Source organism: Pleionea litopenaei (assembly GCF_031198435.1).
Taxonomy (GTDB): Bacteria; Pseudomonadota; Gammaproteobacteria; order Enterobacterales; family Kangiellaceae; genus Pleionea; species Pleionea litopenaei.
In genome coordinates this window covers 39,098-53,661 of sequence record NZ_CP133548.1, presented here as the reverse complement: position 1 = coordinate 53,661, position 14,564 = coordinate 39,098, and the positions used below count along the sequence as shown (strand labels likewise).

Below are 14,564 nucleotides of genomic sequence, written 5' to 3'. Positions count from 1 at the left end.
GCAGGCAACTTTTCTTGCAAAGATTCGATTTGTATTAAGATGTTTTCGTCTCTCGTATGACCTGATCAATAAAGTACAATTTAAAATCCCGCATGAGTAACCGGATCAAACTCTAATTGAACCTGGCTGCTATTGATCGCTTCATTAAGTGATATTTGAATAGCGATTAGCTGCTGTTTGGTCAACTTATCCGACATCGACTGAATATAATCAGCATTGTCTTTTGTCCAACGACCCGCGTTTATTTGTTGATTCAAGTAGCTCATCGCCTGAGTATTGGTTGCATTATTAATATCACTATCAATAATATCTCCCGTTACTGAACGCAATTCGGCGACTTGTTCATTGCTTTGCACGTCACTGCGAGCATTGGGTTTGTCATCCAACCTTTTCTCAATAGTTTGCAACTTCGACATAACCTGACGATTCATTTTAATCAATTCAACGATGAGCTCGCTTTGATATTGCGGTGATTGAGCATTACTTTGGCTAGCTACCTCAATTAATTGATTAATTTTCTGTTCATCAATGGTTTGTCCCTCGCTGTAGGTAGGCTGAGTACCCCCTAAAGCATGACGACTAGAAAACTCACTCATCACCCACATTCCAAGAACAAATCCTCCAAGAACCGATAAACCAATGCCTAGCATCCATTTCATAATGACTCTCCTATCTTTTCAATGAAGTTAATTTTCATTGAAGGTTAATTTGTTCTAAATTGACTCATTGAAGGTGTCTGTGTTGACGTTAAAGACTTATTTGCCTTCAAACAATCATGACACCGAGAGACATTTCTCTCGATGTCACTACAACGATAATGCTTAAAAATTTTCTTTACTAAGGTAGATTATAAGAACCGTTGGTTGCTTGAACTCTGGTACAAGTACCGCCACTAAAAGCAACGTATAAATAGGTAGACGAGCTTACCGCCGATACTGTTGCATAATCACCATCATCTGGAGACGCAATAGTACAGCTTTTATAGTTGCTAGAAGCATCTCGAGCGAAACAAGTAATCGCATCGGTTTGTCCGTTTACATAACACGCGAGATATTCAGTATTGTTCGCTGAATCACGGGTCGCTCTTAAGCTTCCATAAAAAGAAGAGGTTCCGATGGTCACCGTCGTGTTATTTTGCCAGCCTGCAAATGAGAACTGAGAGGCTAACATAACAGCTGCTATAGTGATGATTTTAATAAGTTTCATAAAGACTCCTTGATATTACAGTTGATTTATTTACTGCACTCCAAATAACAAAGAGAATTAGATGTTCAAAAGCCGTCAAAAATAGTATCGATTGAATCACCGCCAATATCGTCTAGATAGCCAATCACTTTTCTAAAGCTATTTCAAACAAGAAAGTATTGAATCAATAGCTTTATCTCACAGCGACCAAGCAACCATCAAAACAGATTAAGTGATTTTCAAAACAGACCAAGCAACTTTCAAAACACTGACATAAAACGCTCAAAACACTGACATTAAACGCTGACAGTCAATACTCACATGATACAAAGCATTCGTCTGATACAAAACTGCTGGAAGTTACAAAACGTTTTGCTTACTGTGAGCTACATTCTGAAGTTACCGAAAATCACAACATAGCGATATTCCTTAACGTCCCTATCTCATTTAATCCTCGGAATTCACTATAGCGCCACCTGCAAAAGCTTACACACAAATTAGCGATAATATTTTAAAATGAAATTTCTGCTAACTTGTCTATGCTATATATCTCAATAATTCAGGTTACTTATCCGACCAAACCGCAAATTCATTACCGGTTGGATCGAAAAAATGAAAACGTCTTCCGCCAGGAAACTCAAAAATCTCTTTAAACAATGTCCCACCCGAAGACACGACTTTTTCTTGCGTCAACAATAGTTCATCACTGTAAAATACAATAAGAACACTGCCGCCTTGTTGTTGCGATGACTTTTCAGAATAAAAAAAGCCGCCCTCAATTTCACTTGATTCAAAAGCACAGTATTCCGGTCCATAATCAGTAAACTTCCAATTGAATACGGCTGAGAAAAACGCTTTTGTTAACGTGAGATCGCTCGAAGGGATTTCTAGGTAATTGATCGATTCATTCCGCGGCATAGCCAAGCTCCTTTATTACATTTGTGTGAATACTCTATTTCTTTCTTAATTTAGTCATAAAAATTCAGAGATATAAAACGTTAATAAACATCTCAAAAAAGCTAAACATCAGCTCAATTTGAAATAATCATCTATCCCGCATAATACCTTTCAGAGATCACCAGCCTCAAGTATTTTTGTCGCTTGCTTCTCAAGGCAGACTTATGCACAGTCAACGGCCCTCTTACTTTTAGCGCCTCTAGAACCAAGCAATGCTGTACGAAATGAGATTTTTTGTATAAGGTAGCGATTAGCTAAGCGACGACAACTTGGCTATGTATACTTTTGTCTATGTAAACTCTTGTCGATGTATATTCTTGTCTATGTAGACTGAAATTTTTCACCATTTAATGGTATTTACCTAAAGGTATTTATCAAATAGTAATATTTTTTCAAAAGAGGCGGTAATCCATCTGCCCACCTTGAAAGGAGCTCTCATGAGTCTAGTCGATAATCCTAACTGTGCATTAACGCTTTACACCAACCCAATGTCTCGCGGCCAAATTGCGCGATGGATGCTTGAGGAAACTGAATTAGAGTATCAACAAGTAATACTTGAATACGAACAATCCATGAAAAGCGCTGAATACTTATCCATTAACCCAATGGGAAAAGTCCCCGCAATTAGCCACGAGGGTAAAGTTATCACTGAGTGTGCCGCAATTTGTGCCTACTTAGCGGATATTACAACCAATATAACATTAGCTCCTGCAATCGCCGACCGCGCCGATTACTACCGTTGGTTATTTTTTGCCGCTGGCCCTCTCGAAGCAGCCATCGTAAACCGCTCTCTTGGAGTAGAAGTAAGCGCAGAAAAGCAACGCATGGTGGGTTATGGTCAATATGACATGGTGGTTGATGTTTTAGCTAAGAAATTATCTGAGTCGGATTATATCTGCGGCAGTCACTTTACCGCCGCCGATGTTTACATAGGCTCTCATGTGATTTGGGGAACCCTCTTTGGCTCCTTACCCGAACGTAGTGAATTTTCTGATTACGCAGCTCGATTAACCAACCGTTCTGCTTACCTTAGAGCAAAATCAATCGATGATCAGTTGATTCAAGCAAGAGAAAATAGTTAATCATTTGTTCAAGCACGAACATTGATGACTGTAGAGTGCCTTTCAGTCAGTGTTCGTGCTAAGTTAGATCATTTCTTTAGCGTACTTTTCAAACATTTTTCATGCTTTCTTTTTAATTTTTTCAAACGCTTAGCAAACTCATTATTAGAAACTTTGTATACGCCTTGCAAAGACTTTTACAAGCGCACTAAAAAAAACTGGAAACATAAAAAATCGTCAAAAACTAAGACTTAGATTTACCTTTGTTCGACTTATTCTTTTTCGCTGACTTTGCGGTTTTAAAGTTGATTGATGGGCGCCCGGTCGATTCCTTCATCGGCTGATCACTTGAAGAGCGAAATCTTTGTAATTGAGCGGAGTCGTTCTCCATCTCATTTAGCTCATCTTGATTTTCGGCTAGCTCTTTTACTTCTCGACCACTTTCTTGTTGAAGTAACTTAAGTTTGGCGAGTTTCTTTTTATGCGGCTTCTTTTTCTTCGCCGACATCAACTTTGTTTCAGGAACATTGTGATTTGGGTAGAAGCCTCTAACCAATTCACGCTTCAATAGTTGATTGATCGAGGTTTCTATTTTTTTAAGTAAATCGACTTCGTCTGCACTTACTAAGCTAATCGCTAAACCCGCTTGTCCTGCTCGTCCAGTTCGACCAATTCGGTGAATATAATCTTCCGCCACTTTCGGTAAATCAAAGTTGATAACTAATGGCATTTGTTCGATATCAATGCCCCTTGCAGCAACATCCGTCGCGACTAAGACACGGACCACATCGTCTTTAAACTTCTGCAGCGCTAGCTGCCGTTCTCGTTGCGAACGATCACCATGAAGACAGTCTGCAGGAATACCCGACAGATTCAATTGTTTGGCCAATTGATTCGCACTTTTCTTTGTTTTAACGAAGATCAAAGCTTTGCTCCAATCATTCGTTTCAAATAAATGAATTAATAAATCAGCCTTTTCTTTTTTATCGACGGGATGCATCGTTTGAGTGACTGAGCGCACAGTGACATGTTTTGGATTAACGGAAATGTGCTTTGCGTCAACAGTAATTCGCGTACCGAGTTCTCGAATGGTGTCAGACATGGTTGCCGAAAATAATAAGGTATGTCGTTTTTTAGGCAATAAATTGAATAATTTGTCAATTTCTGGAGCAAACCCAAGGTCTAGCATTCTATCCGCTTCATCAAGAACCAGAGTCTGTACATCTTCCAAACGAACCGCATTTTTTGAGATAAGATCGAGGAGACGTCCAGGGGTAGCCACTAATACATCACAGCCCGAACGAAGCCTCATCATCTGAGGGTTGATTTTCACGCCACCAAAAACACACTCAATAATTAAATTCAGACCGGCACCATAAGTTTTGAAACTCTGATCAACTTGCAACGCTAGCTCTCGTGTGGGAGCCAACACTAAAGCTCGAGCAGTGTTGGGGCGAAGCGTTTGTCCTTTTTCTCTTTGTTCAACTAACTGCTGTAACAAGGGCAAAGAAAAGGCTGCCGTTTTTCCGGTGCCTGTTTGCGCGACGGCTATGATATCGCGCTTAGTTAACGCCGCGGGAATCACCTCTTGTTGGATGTCGGTAGGATGTTGATAACCTGACACCCGAAGGTTTTCTAGAATGTTAGGAAGTAAGTCAAATGATTTAAAAGACATGTTCAATGCTGAATGCTCGAGCCGGCAGTTGAAAGCGAACATTGTAACCCGAATTCAACGAATTAACGAGTACTGTGAGCCGCCTCGATCACGGGCGACTCACGTTTACTTACCTCGATCATTCAATGTCTTTTGCTGGCTCTCCGTAAGGAGTGAATGCTTTGGCCTTTAATTCCGGAATGGGTTCTGACTTGATCTTCTCGTTTAAATACTTAATCGCGTATTCAAGCTGGGCATCTTCTCCCTTAAATGAAGCATAAGGTAAGTTATGAACTTCAATATCCGGAGAAACACCATGACCTTCCAAAATCCAATCTCCATTTATCGCGTATTGTGCAAATTGTGCAACTCGCGCCATGCCATTATCCGACTGTCGACTAACATCACTGAGCCATACTCCTGCACCCGCTGTGCGCTTGCCAATTAAAGGAGCAATATCTAACGCCTTAACGGCGGCCGAGAATGTTTCACCATCGGAATAGGTACTCTGATTGATCAATACGACGATATGCCCTCTAAAGGTTTGCTGCATATTGGTAAAAGGAGAGAAGTTTTTTCCATCCCAAAATGCCCAAGTTCGCCGTAATAGTTTCTCGATAAGCCAGCTATCAATGTTACCACCTCGATTGTTTCGTACATCGATGATCAATCCTTTTTTATCAATATTGGCGTAAAACTCTCGAGCAAAATTTTCAATATCGTTAGAGCCCATGGCGGCAAGATGAAAGTAGCCAACTGACGGAGCACTCGTCGCCACTTTTTCTAGGTTTGTTTGGGTCCAATCAGCGTAACGCAGGTTATATTCAGCCCAACGATCAACGGGTTTAACCACCGTTTCTATGGATTGTTTACCACGCTTTAATGAAAGCAACACTTGTTGTCCAACTTGATTCCGTAGTGCTTGAGTCACATCAGCAATGGTGTTAACGGCTATTCCATTAATCGAGACAATCCGGTCACCGTTTTGCGCATTCACACCGGGTAAAGCTAATGGCGACGCGGTAGCAGGACGCTCCGGTTCAGTTTGATAGATATGTTTAATCACAACGCCACTGGACTGCTGTTCTAATGCGGCGCCAAGGTTCGCGGTAGTTGGCTGCTGAGAATCTTTCGGCGTATCCCCCCTCTAACTTGTGAGTGCAGCGCATTTAATTCGCCCATCATTTGCTTGAATACATCATTGAGTTCATGCCGATCCGTTAAACGAGATAACAGTGGATGATAACGTTCTTTTACCTTTGCCCAGTCAAGCCCTCGCATATCAGGGTCATATAAAAACTCTCGATGCATCAACCAAGCGTCATGAAAAATTTGTTGCCATTCTTGTCGAGGTAAAAAAGCAAACTTCCACGCGCCAGTTTTTAACGTGTTGTCTTTTAAATCTGAAGGAAAACTATCGCTCGGCTGAAGAACATAAAATTGAGTGCCTGCTCCTCGCCCTTTTTGGACCAACATTTTTTTCCGATCTAACGACAAGCCAAACCCACGAACTTTTTCAGTAACTGACTTAACTTCTGGCTTAGGTTCAAATTTGATGGCTTTTAGTGTCGCACCGTCATTGTTACCCACCGTTGATGCCAAGACAAATAAGTGACTATCGGTGGCCGCTAACGAATTAAAGTTGTCGCTTGCCACCGGCACTTGCCATAGCGCATCACCAAGCTCTTTCCACGCTAATGCTTTGTTAGATTTTTTATCATCGTCCTCTTCTTTTGATTCAACAACCGACAGCTCGGTCTTATCGGCGAAGGCAAATTGAGCTTGCTTGACCAAAGGATAAGCAAATATTTGCGCTCGTTTATCAAACATCGGCCCCATATTTCGATCGCCCCAAGGCGAACTGGGTGTCGCATTGAATTCACGTGATGATAGAAAATACAACCAATCACCCTGAGTTGAAAAAACGGGGCTATAAGAAACATACTTATCCGTCGTCAGAAGCTTACTGCGTTTGCTTGCTAATGAATAAATTCCAACACGATTGCGCATGTCTCCCGTTGGCACATGACTAAAAGCCAACCATTGACTGTCAGCAGACCAAGTCACGGTTGCAAACGGCTGACTACCCTCGAAACCGCTTAAAATCTTGCTGTTTTTGCCGGTCTTCAGATCCAATAACCATAACATCCCCTGACTGTCATCATGTGCTAGGTAACGTCCATCAGGAGAAGGATAAAGGTTGTAACGAAAATGACCGCCATCATCTGTCAATTGCTTTCCTTGATCACTACCGTCGCTAGCAAACTGCCATATTTCGAGTTCGCCACTGGCATCATTGAGGGCATAAACCCACTTGCCATCTGGGCTACTCACCGCATTGCGGCTGCGTGATCGTGGATCAGTGGCGACTTGAATCAAACGACTATTATCGGTACTGGCTAGAGCAATTCGCCCACGCGCCGTGAGTGCAACTCGTTGGCCACTCGACACATCTGCGTGCGTTAAATAATTCAGCGGTTGATTTACCCACCGCTCTCTCAAATAAGGAAAATCTGACGTTAACTCAATGGGCAGAATTTGACTCTCACCAGAGGTCAGCTCCAATTTAACTAAATCTGCGCCTTTCTGATAAACCGCCACATCACCAAATACCACAGGGTCTCGTACTTGCCAGTTTTTATGCTGAGTAATGGCTTTTGCCTGATTGGTCTTGAGATCAAGTTGCCATAGATTGCGATTGCCTGTCGCATCACTGGTAAAATAGAGATGGCCATTGGCGAAACTTAAATCACGAACATCGCCCTTGTGATCGGCGAGGAGTCGCTTGGCCTCTTGTTTTGACCCTAGTTCCCACTGCCATACTTCAGCGACCAAGCCGCCACGATAAATCTTCGCATTATCACTAAAGGTATGCAGTCCGAAGCGAGTAAAGAATAAGGTCTTACCATCACTCGACACCACTCCCGTTGAGGCATCACTTAACGGCAAAACTTGGCTGGTTAATTCATTGACATCGATAAGCTTTAAAACCCAACTGACTATCGGCCCGGTTTGGCTATTGCTCGCCACCAATAACTCACCATTAGGCGCCCATCCAAGCACCTTAACGCGACTGCTCTCAAAGCTTACTCGTTTCGCGACGCCACCATTAATAGGCATGACATAGGCTTCGTCGGCACCTTCGTAATTTGCGGTAAAAGCGACCCATTGGCCATCGGGTGACAAGCTCGCATCTAATTCTTCTTGAGGAGACGACGTTAAGCGTTGGGCATTTTGGCCTGAAGCTGATGCCTTCCAAATATCCCCTTCGGCGGTAAAGACCAAAGTATTTTGATTGATGTCGGGTGAACGATAGTAGCCAGGCCCACTGGCGCTCAGCAACAAGGGCAGGCCAGCCAATAGTGATATCCAGCGATATGACATGTGTTATCCTTTTTGTTTTTATAAGCAGTGACAAAATACTAATCGCCAGCGGATGAATAGACAAGAATCGGAATGTTATTAGATGTTTCTCTAAAGAAAATGCGCTCTAGCCTTAAATTCGGCCATTTGAGTCGCTTAAAGGTATGAAGTTTTAAGAATCGCTCACTAACGTCTTAGAACAAGACAGATTAACGAGTTAAAAAGCGTCAATCTGTCTAGACTCTAGGATTACTTTAACCAAAAACCAACAAATCGATGATCATCTTTAACATTATCGAAACCGGAGATCATTCCCTGTTTAAAACCATCCTCTTTTGCGTCTTGAGACGCACTTTTGACGTCGCTTAGGCTCATATCGATGTCATCCATATCGGTGTTAAATCGCGGCGCAAAAATTACTGAAACCATGTCTCCCAGTTGCTCACTGTAGTAAGCATTCATATAAACTGGATAATATTTTTTGTAAGCCATTTGCTCATACACTCGCTCGAAGTTATCTCGATTGATGCGTGGATTATATTCTTGCTGTTGCGAAACATCAGGGCGAAACAAGGCGGTAATAATCGGATCTTCCCCTTGATACTGAACGGATATAGCGGCCGCCCCCATATTGGCTTTTCGAGCTTCATAGCGAAAGGTATTAAAGTCCGCCAAGCTCATCGCATGTTTGGTCATGACCGGTGCTAAGTCTTGCACATAATACGTTGAATATTTTAGCTCTCCACTCACCAAGGTCGTGTCGATTTCTTTTAACGAATATCCATCAATAAATGCTTGATTCATGGTTTCAAGATGCTGCTGCTCATTCAACAAAGGATAAGATTGCCATGGCATCGTTGATGGCTGCCAGTTCACATTCACGAAGGTTTTTCCGCCCACCGTATAAACATCGCGCTGCGTTGGAGTATAACCGGACTCTCTTAACCACAACGAAAGTCTCGAAAAATCGTTTAACGATTGTTGGAAATAGGTTAGCTCTTTCACAGACGATCGAACCGGCCAAAAAAACGCTTGCGGCATTGGAATCGCTTGATTTTCGATGGGCTGCCACTTTAAAAAGCTATCTTTTTGCGCACGCATTGAAAACAACCCTTTTTCAAACACCAATGGTTGTAGCTGACCCTCTTTTTCTAATCGTAAAAACAATTGCGGAAACTTGCTCATGCCGCTATTACCTACTCGGCCCAGCTTCTCACCAACCTTAACGGTTGCCTGCTGACTGGTCATTACCCGAGTCTGGCGTTCAACATCTGCATGCTCAGGATCCGCTACTGCCGTTAAATAGCGTTCCGATTGTGGACATAGCCGTTGCGGAATCGATTCTTGCTGCATATGAGCATAAAGTGCTCTAGAACCATCCTGATGCTCAATCAGCAAATGATTGCCATAGCGAGGAATGCGCGTATCGGCTTCAGGCGTTTCTAACCCAAGCTCTTCGTCGTACTCTCCAATGGTGTCGTTATCAGGAGCTTTACGCCAGCAAGAAACCACCTTACCCTCTCGCATCGCGTGTACTGGCTGACCGAATATAAACGCCTCATTGCTGTCTTTGCCGCGATTACTTTGCCAGGTATCTTGATTAAAGCGCACCGCTTGAAGGCTAACGCCCTGCTCTGACTGCTCCCATTGCAAATACTCTTTATCGGCAAGCGAATCACCCGATAGCGGAAATTGATCTGCGTGAGTTGGGAAAATGACCGTTATTATTCCCAGTTGCAACATTGTTAAGCACTTAGCAGCGGCCGCATTCATCTTCAGCTCCTAGTTTATCAACCATTAAGTTTTGACGTACCATAGAAGAATTTGCACTTGGTTACTTGTAACAAGTGCTCATTTTGGAAAATCTTAGATTTTCAGTAAGCTATCGATTATCAAAATACTTCATTGGCTCGCTCACCGCGATCCCTCGCCCTAGAAAAGACATCATGACAAAAATACCGATAGCTGCCGTTATTGGGTTATTGACAATGTTGGGTTATTAACAATATTGAGCTATTTGCAATATCGGGTTATTAGCAATCGATTGCTGATAGCGAAACAATCTCATATTTAGGAGCTAGTAAAACCCAGAATAATGACCATCGACACACTCTGACTTTGAAATATCTTAGGCACGCTATAAAAACAAAAATTTTCTTTTCTACCAAGCAGGCAATCTCCATTGATTGAACTATGAAATAAAAGGTTAGGAAAATAAAAAGGTCATTGCTGAATACGATTGTTCAACAAGATTCTTCTACAAGACCAAGAGTCACAGAGCTCGCCTTTCCAACATCCAATCATGCAAACGTAAGAGGTTGTTATGCGCTATTTAATTCTGTGTGTTCTAAGTATTTTTATTCTCAATGTTCGAGGTGTCAGTGCCGACCCTCTCAATCACTGTGAGCTATATCCAATCACGCTCCCAAATGCACTTCTCGCCAGCGATCCAAATCGTTTGGTGTACGAGCAAATACCACTGGGTACAGGACCTGGAAATTATTCTTGGCTCACCTGGGATGGCAATAACGATGCTCCTAGCCTAGCGGCGAGTTTAATTCCTCCTGGAAACAGTGATACTTATATCAATCCAAATGACTTACTTGACAACCAAGTCTCTATTGGCGATTGGGTTCAAGGTCGACCTGGAGTAAAAAATAGTCGCGATATTAGAGATAACTTAACCGCCCTACTCGGTCGAAACATTCAGATTCCCATTTGGAGTATAAACGACGGGCAAGGCAGTCAGTTCAATTACTTAACCGTTTCATTTGCAGAAGTCGAACTGACCGATTTTAAATTAAATGGACATGGTTGGATCAGTTTTGTTTACAAAGGACCTGCCGATTGCGATGGTCAAACCAACACTCCGCCGGTTGCCGAAAATATCAACCTGCAAACCATCGAAGGCAACGATCTGAATTTAGAAGTGATTGCCACCGATGCAGATAATGATCCACTAACCTATGTTATTGTCACTCCACCACAACACGGTAGCCTTAGTGGCAGCGGTCCAGATTATGTATACACACCCGATCCTGGATTTACTGGTGAAGACACCTTTTCATTTCAAGCCAATGATGGGCAAGATGTCTCAAATGTTGCCATAGCAACCATCACGGTTGTACCCGACAATAGTAATTCGCCACCGATTGCCGACGATCTCGAAACCGAGGGTTTGGCCGATACGTCCATTGATATTTTACTCATCGCATCCGATGCCGACGACGATGTTCTTACCTATTTAATCGTGACGCCTCCACAGCATGGAGAGTTAGTCGGTGATGGTCCTGATTATATTTATCTACCCGATCCCGGTTTTGTTGGCGAAGACACCTTTTCATTTCAGGCAAGTGATGGACAAGCGCTTTCAAACATTGCTGTTGGTATCATTGATGTGTTGCCCAATCAGCAAAACTCGCCACCCGTCGCCGAAGATGTGAATGCTGAAGGTCTTGCTGATACTGCGGTTGACGTGTTCGTTGTTGCTAGTGACCCAGACAATGATCCATTAAGTTATTTCGTGGTTACTCCCCCTCTGCACGGCGAATTAACCGGCGATGGACCTAACTATATTTATGTGCCTGATCCGGGCTATGTTGGCGAAGACACCTTTTCATTTCAGGCCAGCGATGGACAAGACATATCAAACGTCGCCATTGCAACAATTAATGTATTACCGAACAATCAAAACTCACCACCGGTTGCAGAAGATGTAACCGCAGAAGGCTTGGAAGATACGGCGGTAGAAGTCTTCGTTTTTGCGTCAGATGCCGATGATGATCCCTTAACGTATTTAATTGTGACTCCACCGATGCATGGCGAACTTATTGGTGATGGTCCGAATTATATCTATGTCCCTGATCCTGGCTTTGTCGGTGAGGATAATTTTTCATTCCAAGCCAGTGATGGACAAGATTTATCAAACGTAGCCGTCGCAACGATTACTATGCTGCCCAATAACCAAAACACGCCACCCATTGCTGAAGATGTTACGGCTGACGGTATTGAAGATACAGCACTGGACATCACCGTTTTCGCCAGCGATGCTGATGACGATGTGTTAAGTTACATTATCGTTTCTCAACCAGAAAATGGCATTTTATTAGGTGAAGGTCCGAATTACACGTATGTGCCGGACCCAGGGTTTATTGGCGATGACAGCTTTTCATTTCAAGCCAGTGATGGGCAGGCACTCTCTAACATTGCCTCTGTGAATATTACGATTGCTCCTAATTCAGGTAACTCCGCGCCTATTGCCGAAGATCGCTTTGTTGAGACCTTTGAAGAAACGAATGTAACCTTTAATTTGTTTGCGTTCGACCCAGACGATGACGAACTAACCTTCATCATTGTGACACCTCCGGCCAATGGTACCTTGAGCAATGACGGCTCTAGTTATACGTATACGCCGAACGCTGGGTTTATCGGCACGGACTTTTTTGAGTTTAAGGCGAACGACGGCAGCGCTGACTCGAATACGGCTCAAGTAGAAATCAGTGTACTGAGTTTCGAGGATTAACGACGGTCGATCTTATTATACTAGAGTAATCCACTGCGCCATCAAATAACGGTTCGTTGATGGCGCTTTTTCTTTTTTGAGCATTTTCTTTTGCGGCTATCTTTCGCGGCTTTCTTGCGCAATATGCTATCCGATATTTATGACTTTACACAACTACTGGCGCCCGCTTGAGATGCAGCTTGCTGAAAAATGGCTGCCACGTCGCTACTGTCTTTCCAAAGCATTGCATCGCAAGTTAAATCTGCCAGCAAGACGATTTGCTGATGACTTAATGCGACTAAATCAAAATCATTTTGACCGATGGTTTTATAGTTTGGGAAGTTTTTAAATGGCCCTTCGGGATACGATTGGTTGCCCTGCTCAATTTGTTCCTGAATGTAATGGTTTGGAATTTTCTTTTCCCATTGAGTAACACGATCCAAATAAAACCAAACGACCGTTACTGGATTCGTTTGCGCTTCAATGCCCCAACTTGAATTAGCTACGACTTGATGCTGAGTTCCTACGACCAAAGGCAACCCTTGCTTTTTTAAATTTTGAAACTCCGTAATTAACTTAGGAAAATCAACGGTTGGAAAAACTTGATTATTAGGATACTGCCACTTCCAAGTCGAATGACTGTAGCCAAACAACGCAGGCAATGAAGTATCACAATAACCATTGGGATCATTATTCGGATCGCCACCATTGCTATTAGGATGATAGTCGAGACTTAACTTGGCTTCGGTATTAATAAACGCAAATATTGTCGTAACCCCTCGTTGCAACAAAGGAATAATGCCTTGATTTTCTAAAATACCGCCATCACCAAAAAAGGTTTGCGCGCTATTTAGCGGCCCTGAAGGCTGTACCGGAAAATATTCAGATTTTGGATCAAACCGTGAGATTGAAAAGTCATCAATCAACACCTCGGCATAGGCTGAACTGCTTGTTCCGGTGGTATCCGCTAAAGTAAATGGGCGGTCTTGGCCAGAGAGCTGAACATAAGCGCCATTCGACCAGGGGCCACTCCCCATCGGAGCTTGACTACGAAAGGCAAAGGGCTCGATAAATCCACCGCCATAGGCTCTACCCTGTGACTCTGACAAGGTACCTCGCCCGACCGTCAATGGCGTGTACTCAAAATGCACATTGCCATCTTGAGTCGGCTTATCTTGAGGTAATAGAATACAACTGTTCACAATTAAATAAGGGCGATTAGGCCGTGAGGTGTAAAAGGTAGAATCTTCGAGCGTTGGATTCTTCGCTTTAATGTCTGCGACACGGTTATCATCCCAAGAATAATACGGCAGTTTAGTAGGATGGTACGCGGCTGAGTGTGCGTCAAATAATCCAAAGTCTTGCAAGTAGGCTTCACTGATCGAATAAATCCAAACATCGTTTGACGTGTATTCAAAATCTGGAAACAACTCCCACTCTGCAATAATACCGGCCAACCACTTGGTTGCGCCATACGCTAAACGCGCCGATGTTAGACTGGTATCAAGGTGACGCTGAGTAATCTTCTCTGCAGGTGTTACGGGTCCTAATAAATCATCGTCACTGGTCGCCCCCGTGCGGTAATAACAAAAAATAGTCGATGCCCATGATCCTCCGGAAACACAAGAAATGTAACGAATCGCCGGAAACAACTTATATTGATTAAGCGCTCGCATTTGGCCCATTGCTGCCGACATGGCTCTCGTGCCGCCGCCAGAAAAACAAACACCAATATTCGGCCGACTGGTAATGTCCGTTAGCGTTTGCTCAGGGTATTTAAAACTACTGTCGGCTTTGATCCACATTCGAGTCGTTAGCTCGGCCATTTCCGTTCTCCTAATTC

The 14,564-nt window shown here is 43.1% G+C and carries 10 protein-coding genes; 2 read left to right on the top strand and 8 right to left on the bottom strand.

The window, feature by feature from the left end:
• Positions 1-80: 80 nt before the first annotated feature.
• From Q9312_RS00155 to Q9312_RS00145, 3 genes are all read right to left on the bottom strand, one after another.
• Complete coding sequence (locus Q9312_RS00155; protein WP_309202498.1) at positions 81-659, bottom strand: hypothetical protein; 579 nt, start codon at positions 657-659, stop codon at positions 81-83.
• 178 nt (positions 660-837) lie between these two features.
• Complete coding sequence (locus Q9312_RS00150; protein ID WP_309202497.1) at positions 838-1,206, bottom strand: hypothetical protein; 369 nt, start codon at positions 1,204-1,206, stop codon at positions 838-840.
• Positions 1,207-1,749: 543 nt separating this feature from the next.
• Positions 1,750-2,103, bottom strand: coding sequence for a VOC family protein (locus Q9312_RS00145; RefSeq protein WP_309202496.1), 354 nt, complete (start codon positions 2,101-2,103; stop codon positions 1,750-1,752).
• 476 nt (positions 2,104-2,579) lie between these two features.
• Between Q9312_RS00145 and Q9312_RS00140 the strand changes: the two genes are divergently transcribed.
• Positions 2,580-3,224 (top strand): glutathione S-transferase family protein, encoded by a 645-nt coding sequence (locus Q9312_RS00140; protein WP_309202495.1) that lies wholly within the window; start codon positions 2,580-2,582, stop codon positions 3,222-3,224.
• A 223-nt stretch (positions 3,225-3,447) separates the two neighbouring features.
• Here Q9312_RS00140 and Q9312_RS00135 read toward each other — a convergent pair whose 3' ends face one another.
• The 4 genes from Q9312_RS00135 to Q9312_RS00120 form a co-directional block, all read right to left on the bottom strand.
• A complete protein-coding gene (locus Q9312_RS00135) occupies positions 3,448-4,878 on the bottom strand; it encodes a DEAD/DEAH box helicase (RefSeq protein ID WP_309202494.1) in 1,431 nt (476 codons plus the stop codon).
• A 118-nt stretch (positions 4,879-4,996) separates the two neighbouring features.
• Positions 4,997-5,923: a S41 family peptidase gene (locus Q9312_RS00130; RefSeq protein ID WP_309202493.1), complete on the bottom strand. Its 927-nt coding sequence runs from the start codon at positions 5,921-5,923 to the stop codon at positions 4,997-4,999.
• A gap of 20 nt (positions 5,924-5,943) precedes the next feature.
• Complete coding sequence (locus Q9312_RS00125) at positions 5,944-8,241, bottom strand: S41 family peptidase (protein WP_309202492.1); 2,298 nt, start codon at positions 8,239-8,241, stop codon at positions 5,944-5,946.
• A 228-nt stretch (positions 8,242-8,469) separates the two neighbouring features.
• A complete protein-coding gene (locus Q9312_RS00120) occupies positions 8,470-9,993 on the bottom strand; it encodes a M23 family metallopeptidase (protein ID WP_309202491.1) in 1,524 nt (507 codons plus the stop codon).
• A 550-nt stretch (positions 9,994-10,543) separates the two neighbouring features.
• Between Q9312_RS00120 and Q9312_RS00115 the strand changes: the two genes are divergently transcribed.
• Positions 10,544-12,742 carry an Ig-like domain-containing protein gene (locus tag Q9312_RS00115; protein ID WP_309202490.1) on the top strand — a complete coding sequence of 733 codons (2,199 nt, stop codon included), beginning with the start codon at positions 10,544-10,546 and terminating at the stop codon, positions 12,740-12,742.
• A gap of 137 nt (positions 12,743-12,879) precedes the next feature.
• Here Q9312_RS00115 and Q9312_RS00110 read toward each other — a convergent pair whose 3' ends face one another.
• Positions 12,880-14,547 carry a patatin-like phospholipase domain-containing protein gene (locus Q9312_RS00110; protein WP_309202489.1) on the bottom strand — a complete coding sequence of 556 codons (1,668 nt, stop codon included), beginning with the start codon at positions 14,545-14,547 and terminating at the stop codon, positions 12,880-12,882.
• Positions 14,548-14,564: the final 17 nt, after the last annotated feature.

Excerpts from the sequence above, each read along its gene's own strand:
- Q9312_RS00120 (WP_309202491.1), bottom strand. The coding sequence starts at position 9,993 with ATGAATGCGGCCGCTGCTAAGTGCTTAACAATGTTGCAACTGGGAATA.
- Q9312_RS00155 (WP_309202498.1), bottom strand. The coding sequence starts at position 659 with ATGAAATGGATGCTAGGCATTGGTTTATCGGTTCTTGGAGGATTTGTT.
- Q9312_RS00145 (WP_309202496.1), bottom strand. The coding sequence starts at position 2,103 with ATGCCGCGGAATGAATCGATCAATTACCTAGAAATCCCTTCGAGCGAT.
- Q9312_RS00140 (WP_309202495.1), top strand. The coding sequence starts at position 2,580 with ATGAGTCTAGTCGATAATCCTAACTGTGCATTAACGCTTTACACCAAC.
- Q9312_RS00115 (WP_309202490.1), top strand. The coding sequence starts at position 10,544 with ATGCGCTATTTAATTCTGTGTGTTCTAAGTATTTTTATTCTCAATGTT.
- Q9312_RS00135 (WP_309202494.1), bottom strand. The coding sequence starts at position 4,878 with ATGTCTTTTAAATCATTTGACTTACTTCCTAACATTCTAGAAAACCTT.
- Q9312_RS00110 (WP_309202489.1), bottom strand. The coding sequence starts at position 14,547 with ATGGCCGAGCTAACGACTCGAATGTGGATCAAAGCCGACAGTAGTTTT.
- Q9312_RS00150 (WP_309202497.1), bottom strand. The coding sequence starts at position 1,206 with ATGAAACTTATTAAAATCATCACTATAGCAGCTGTTATGTTAGCCTCT.
- Q9312_RS00125 (WP_309202492.1), bottom strand. The coding sequence starts at position 8,241 with ATGTCATATCGCTGGATATCACTATTGGCTGGCCTGCCCTTGTTGCTG.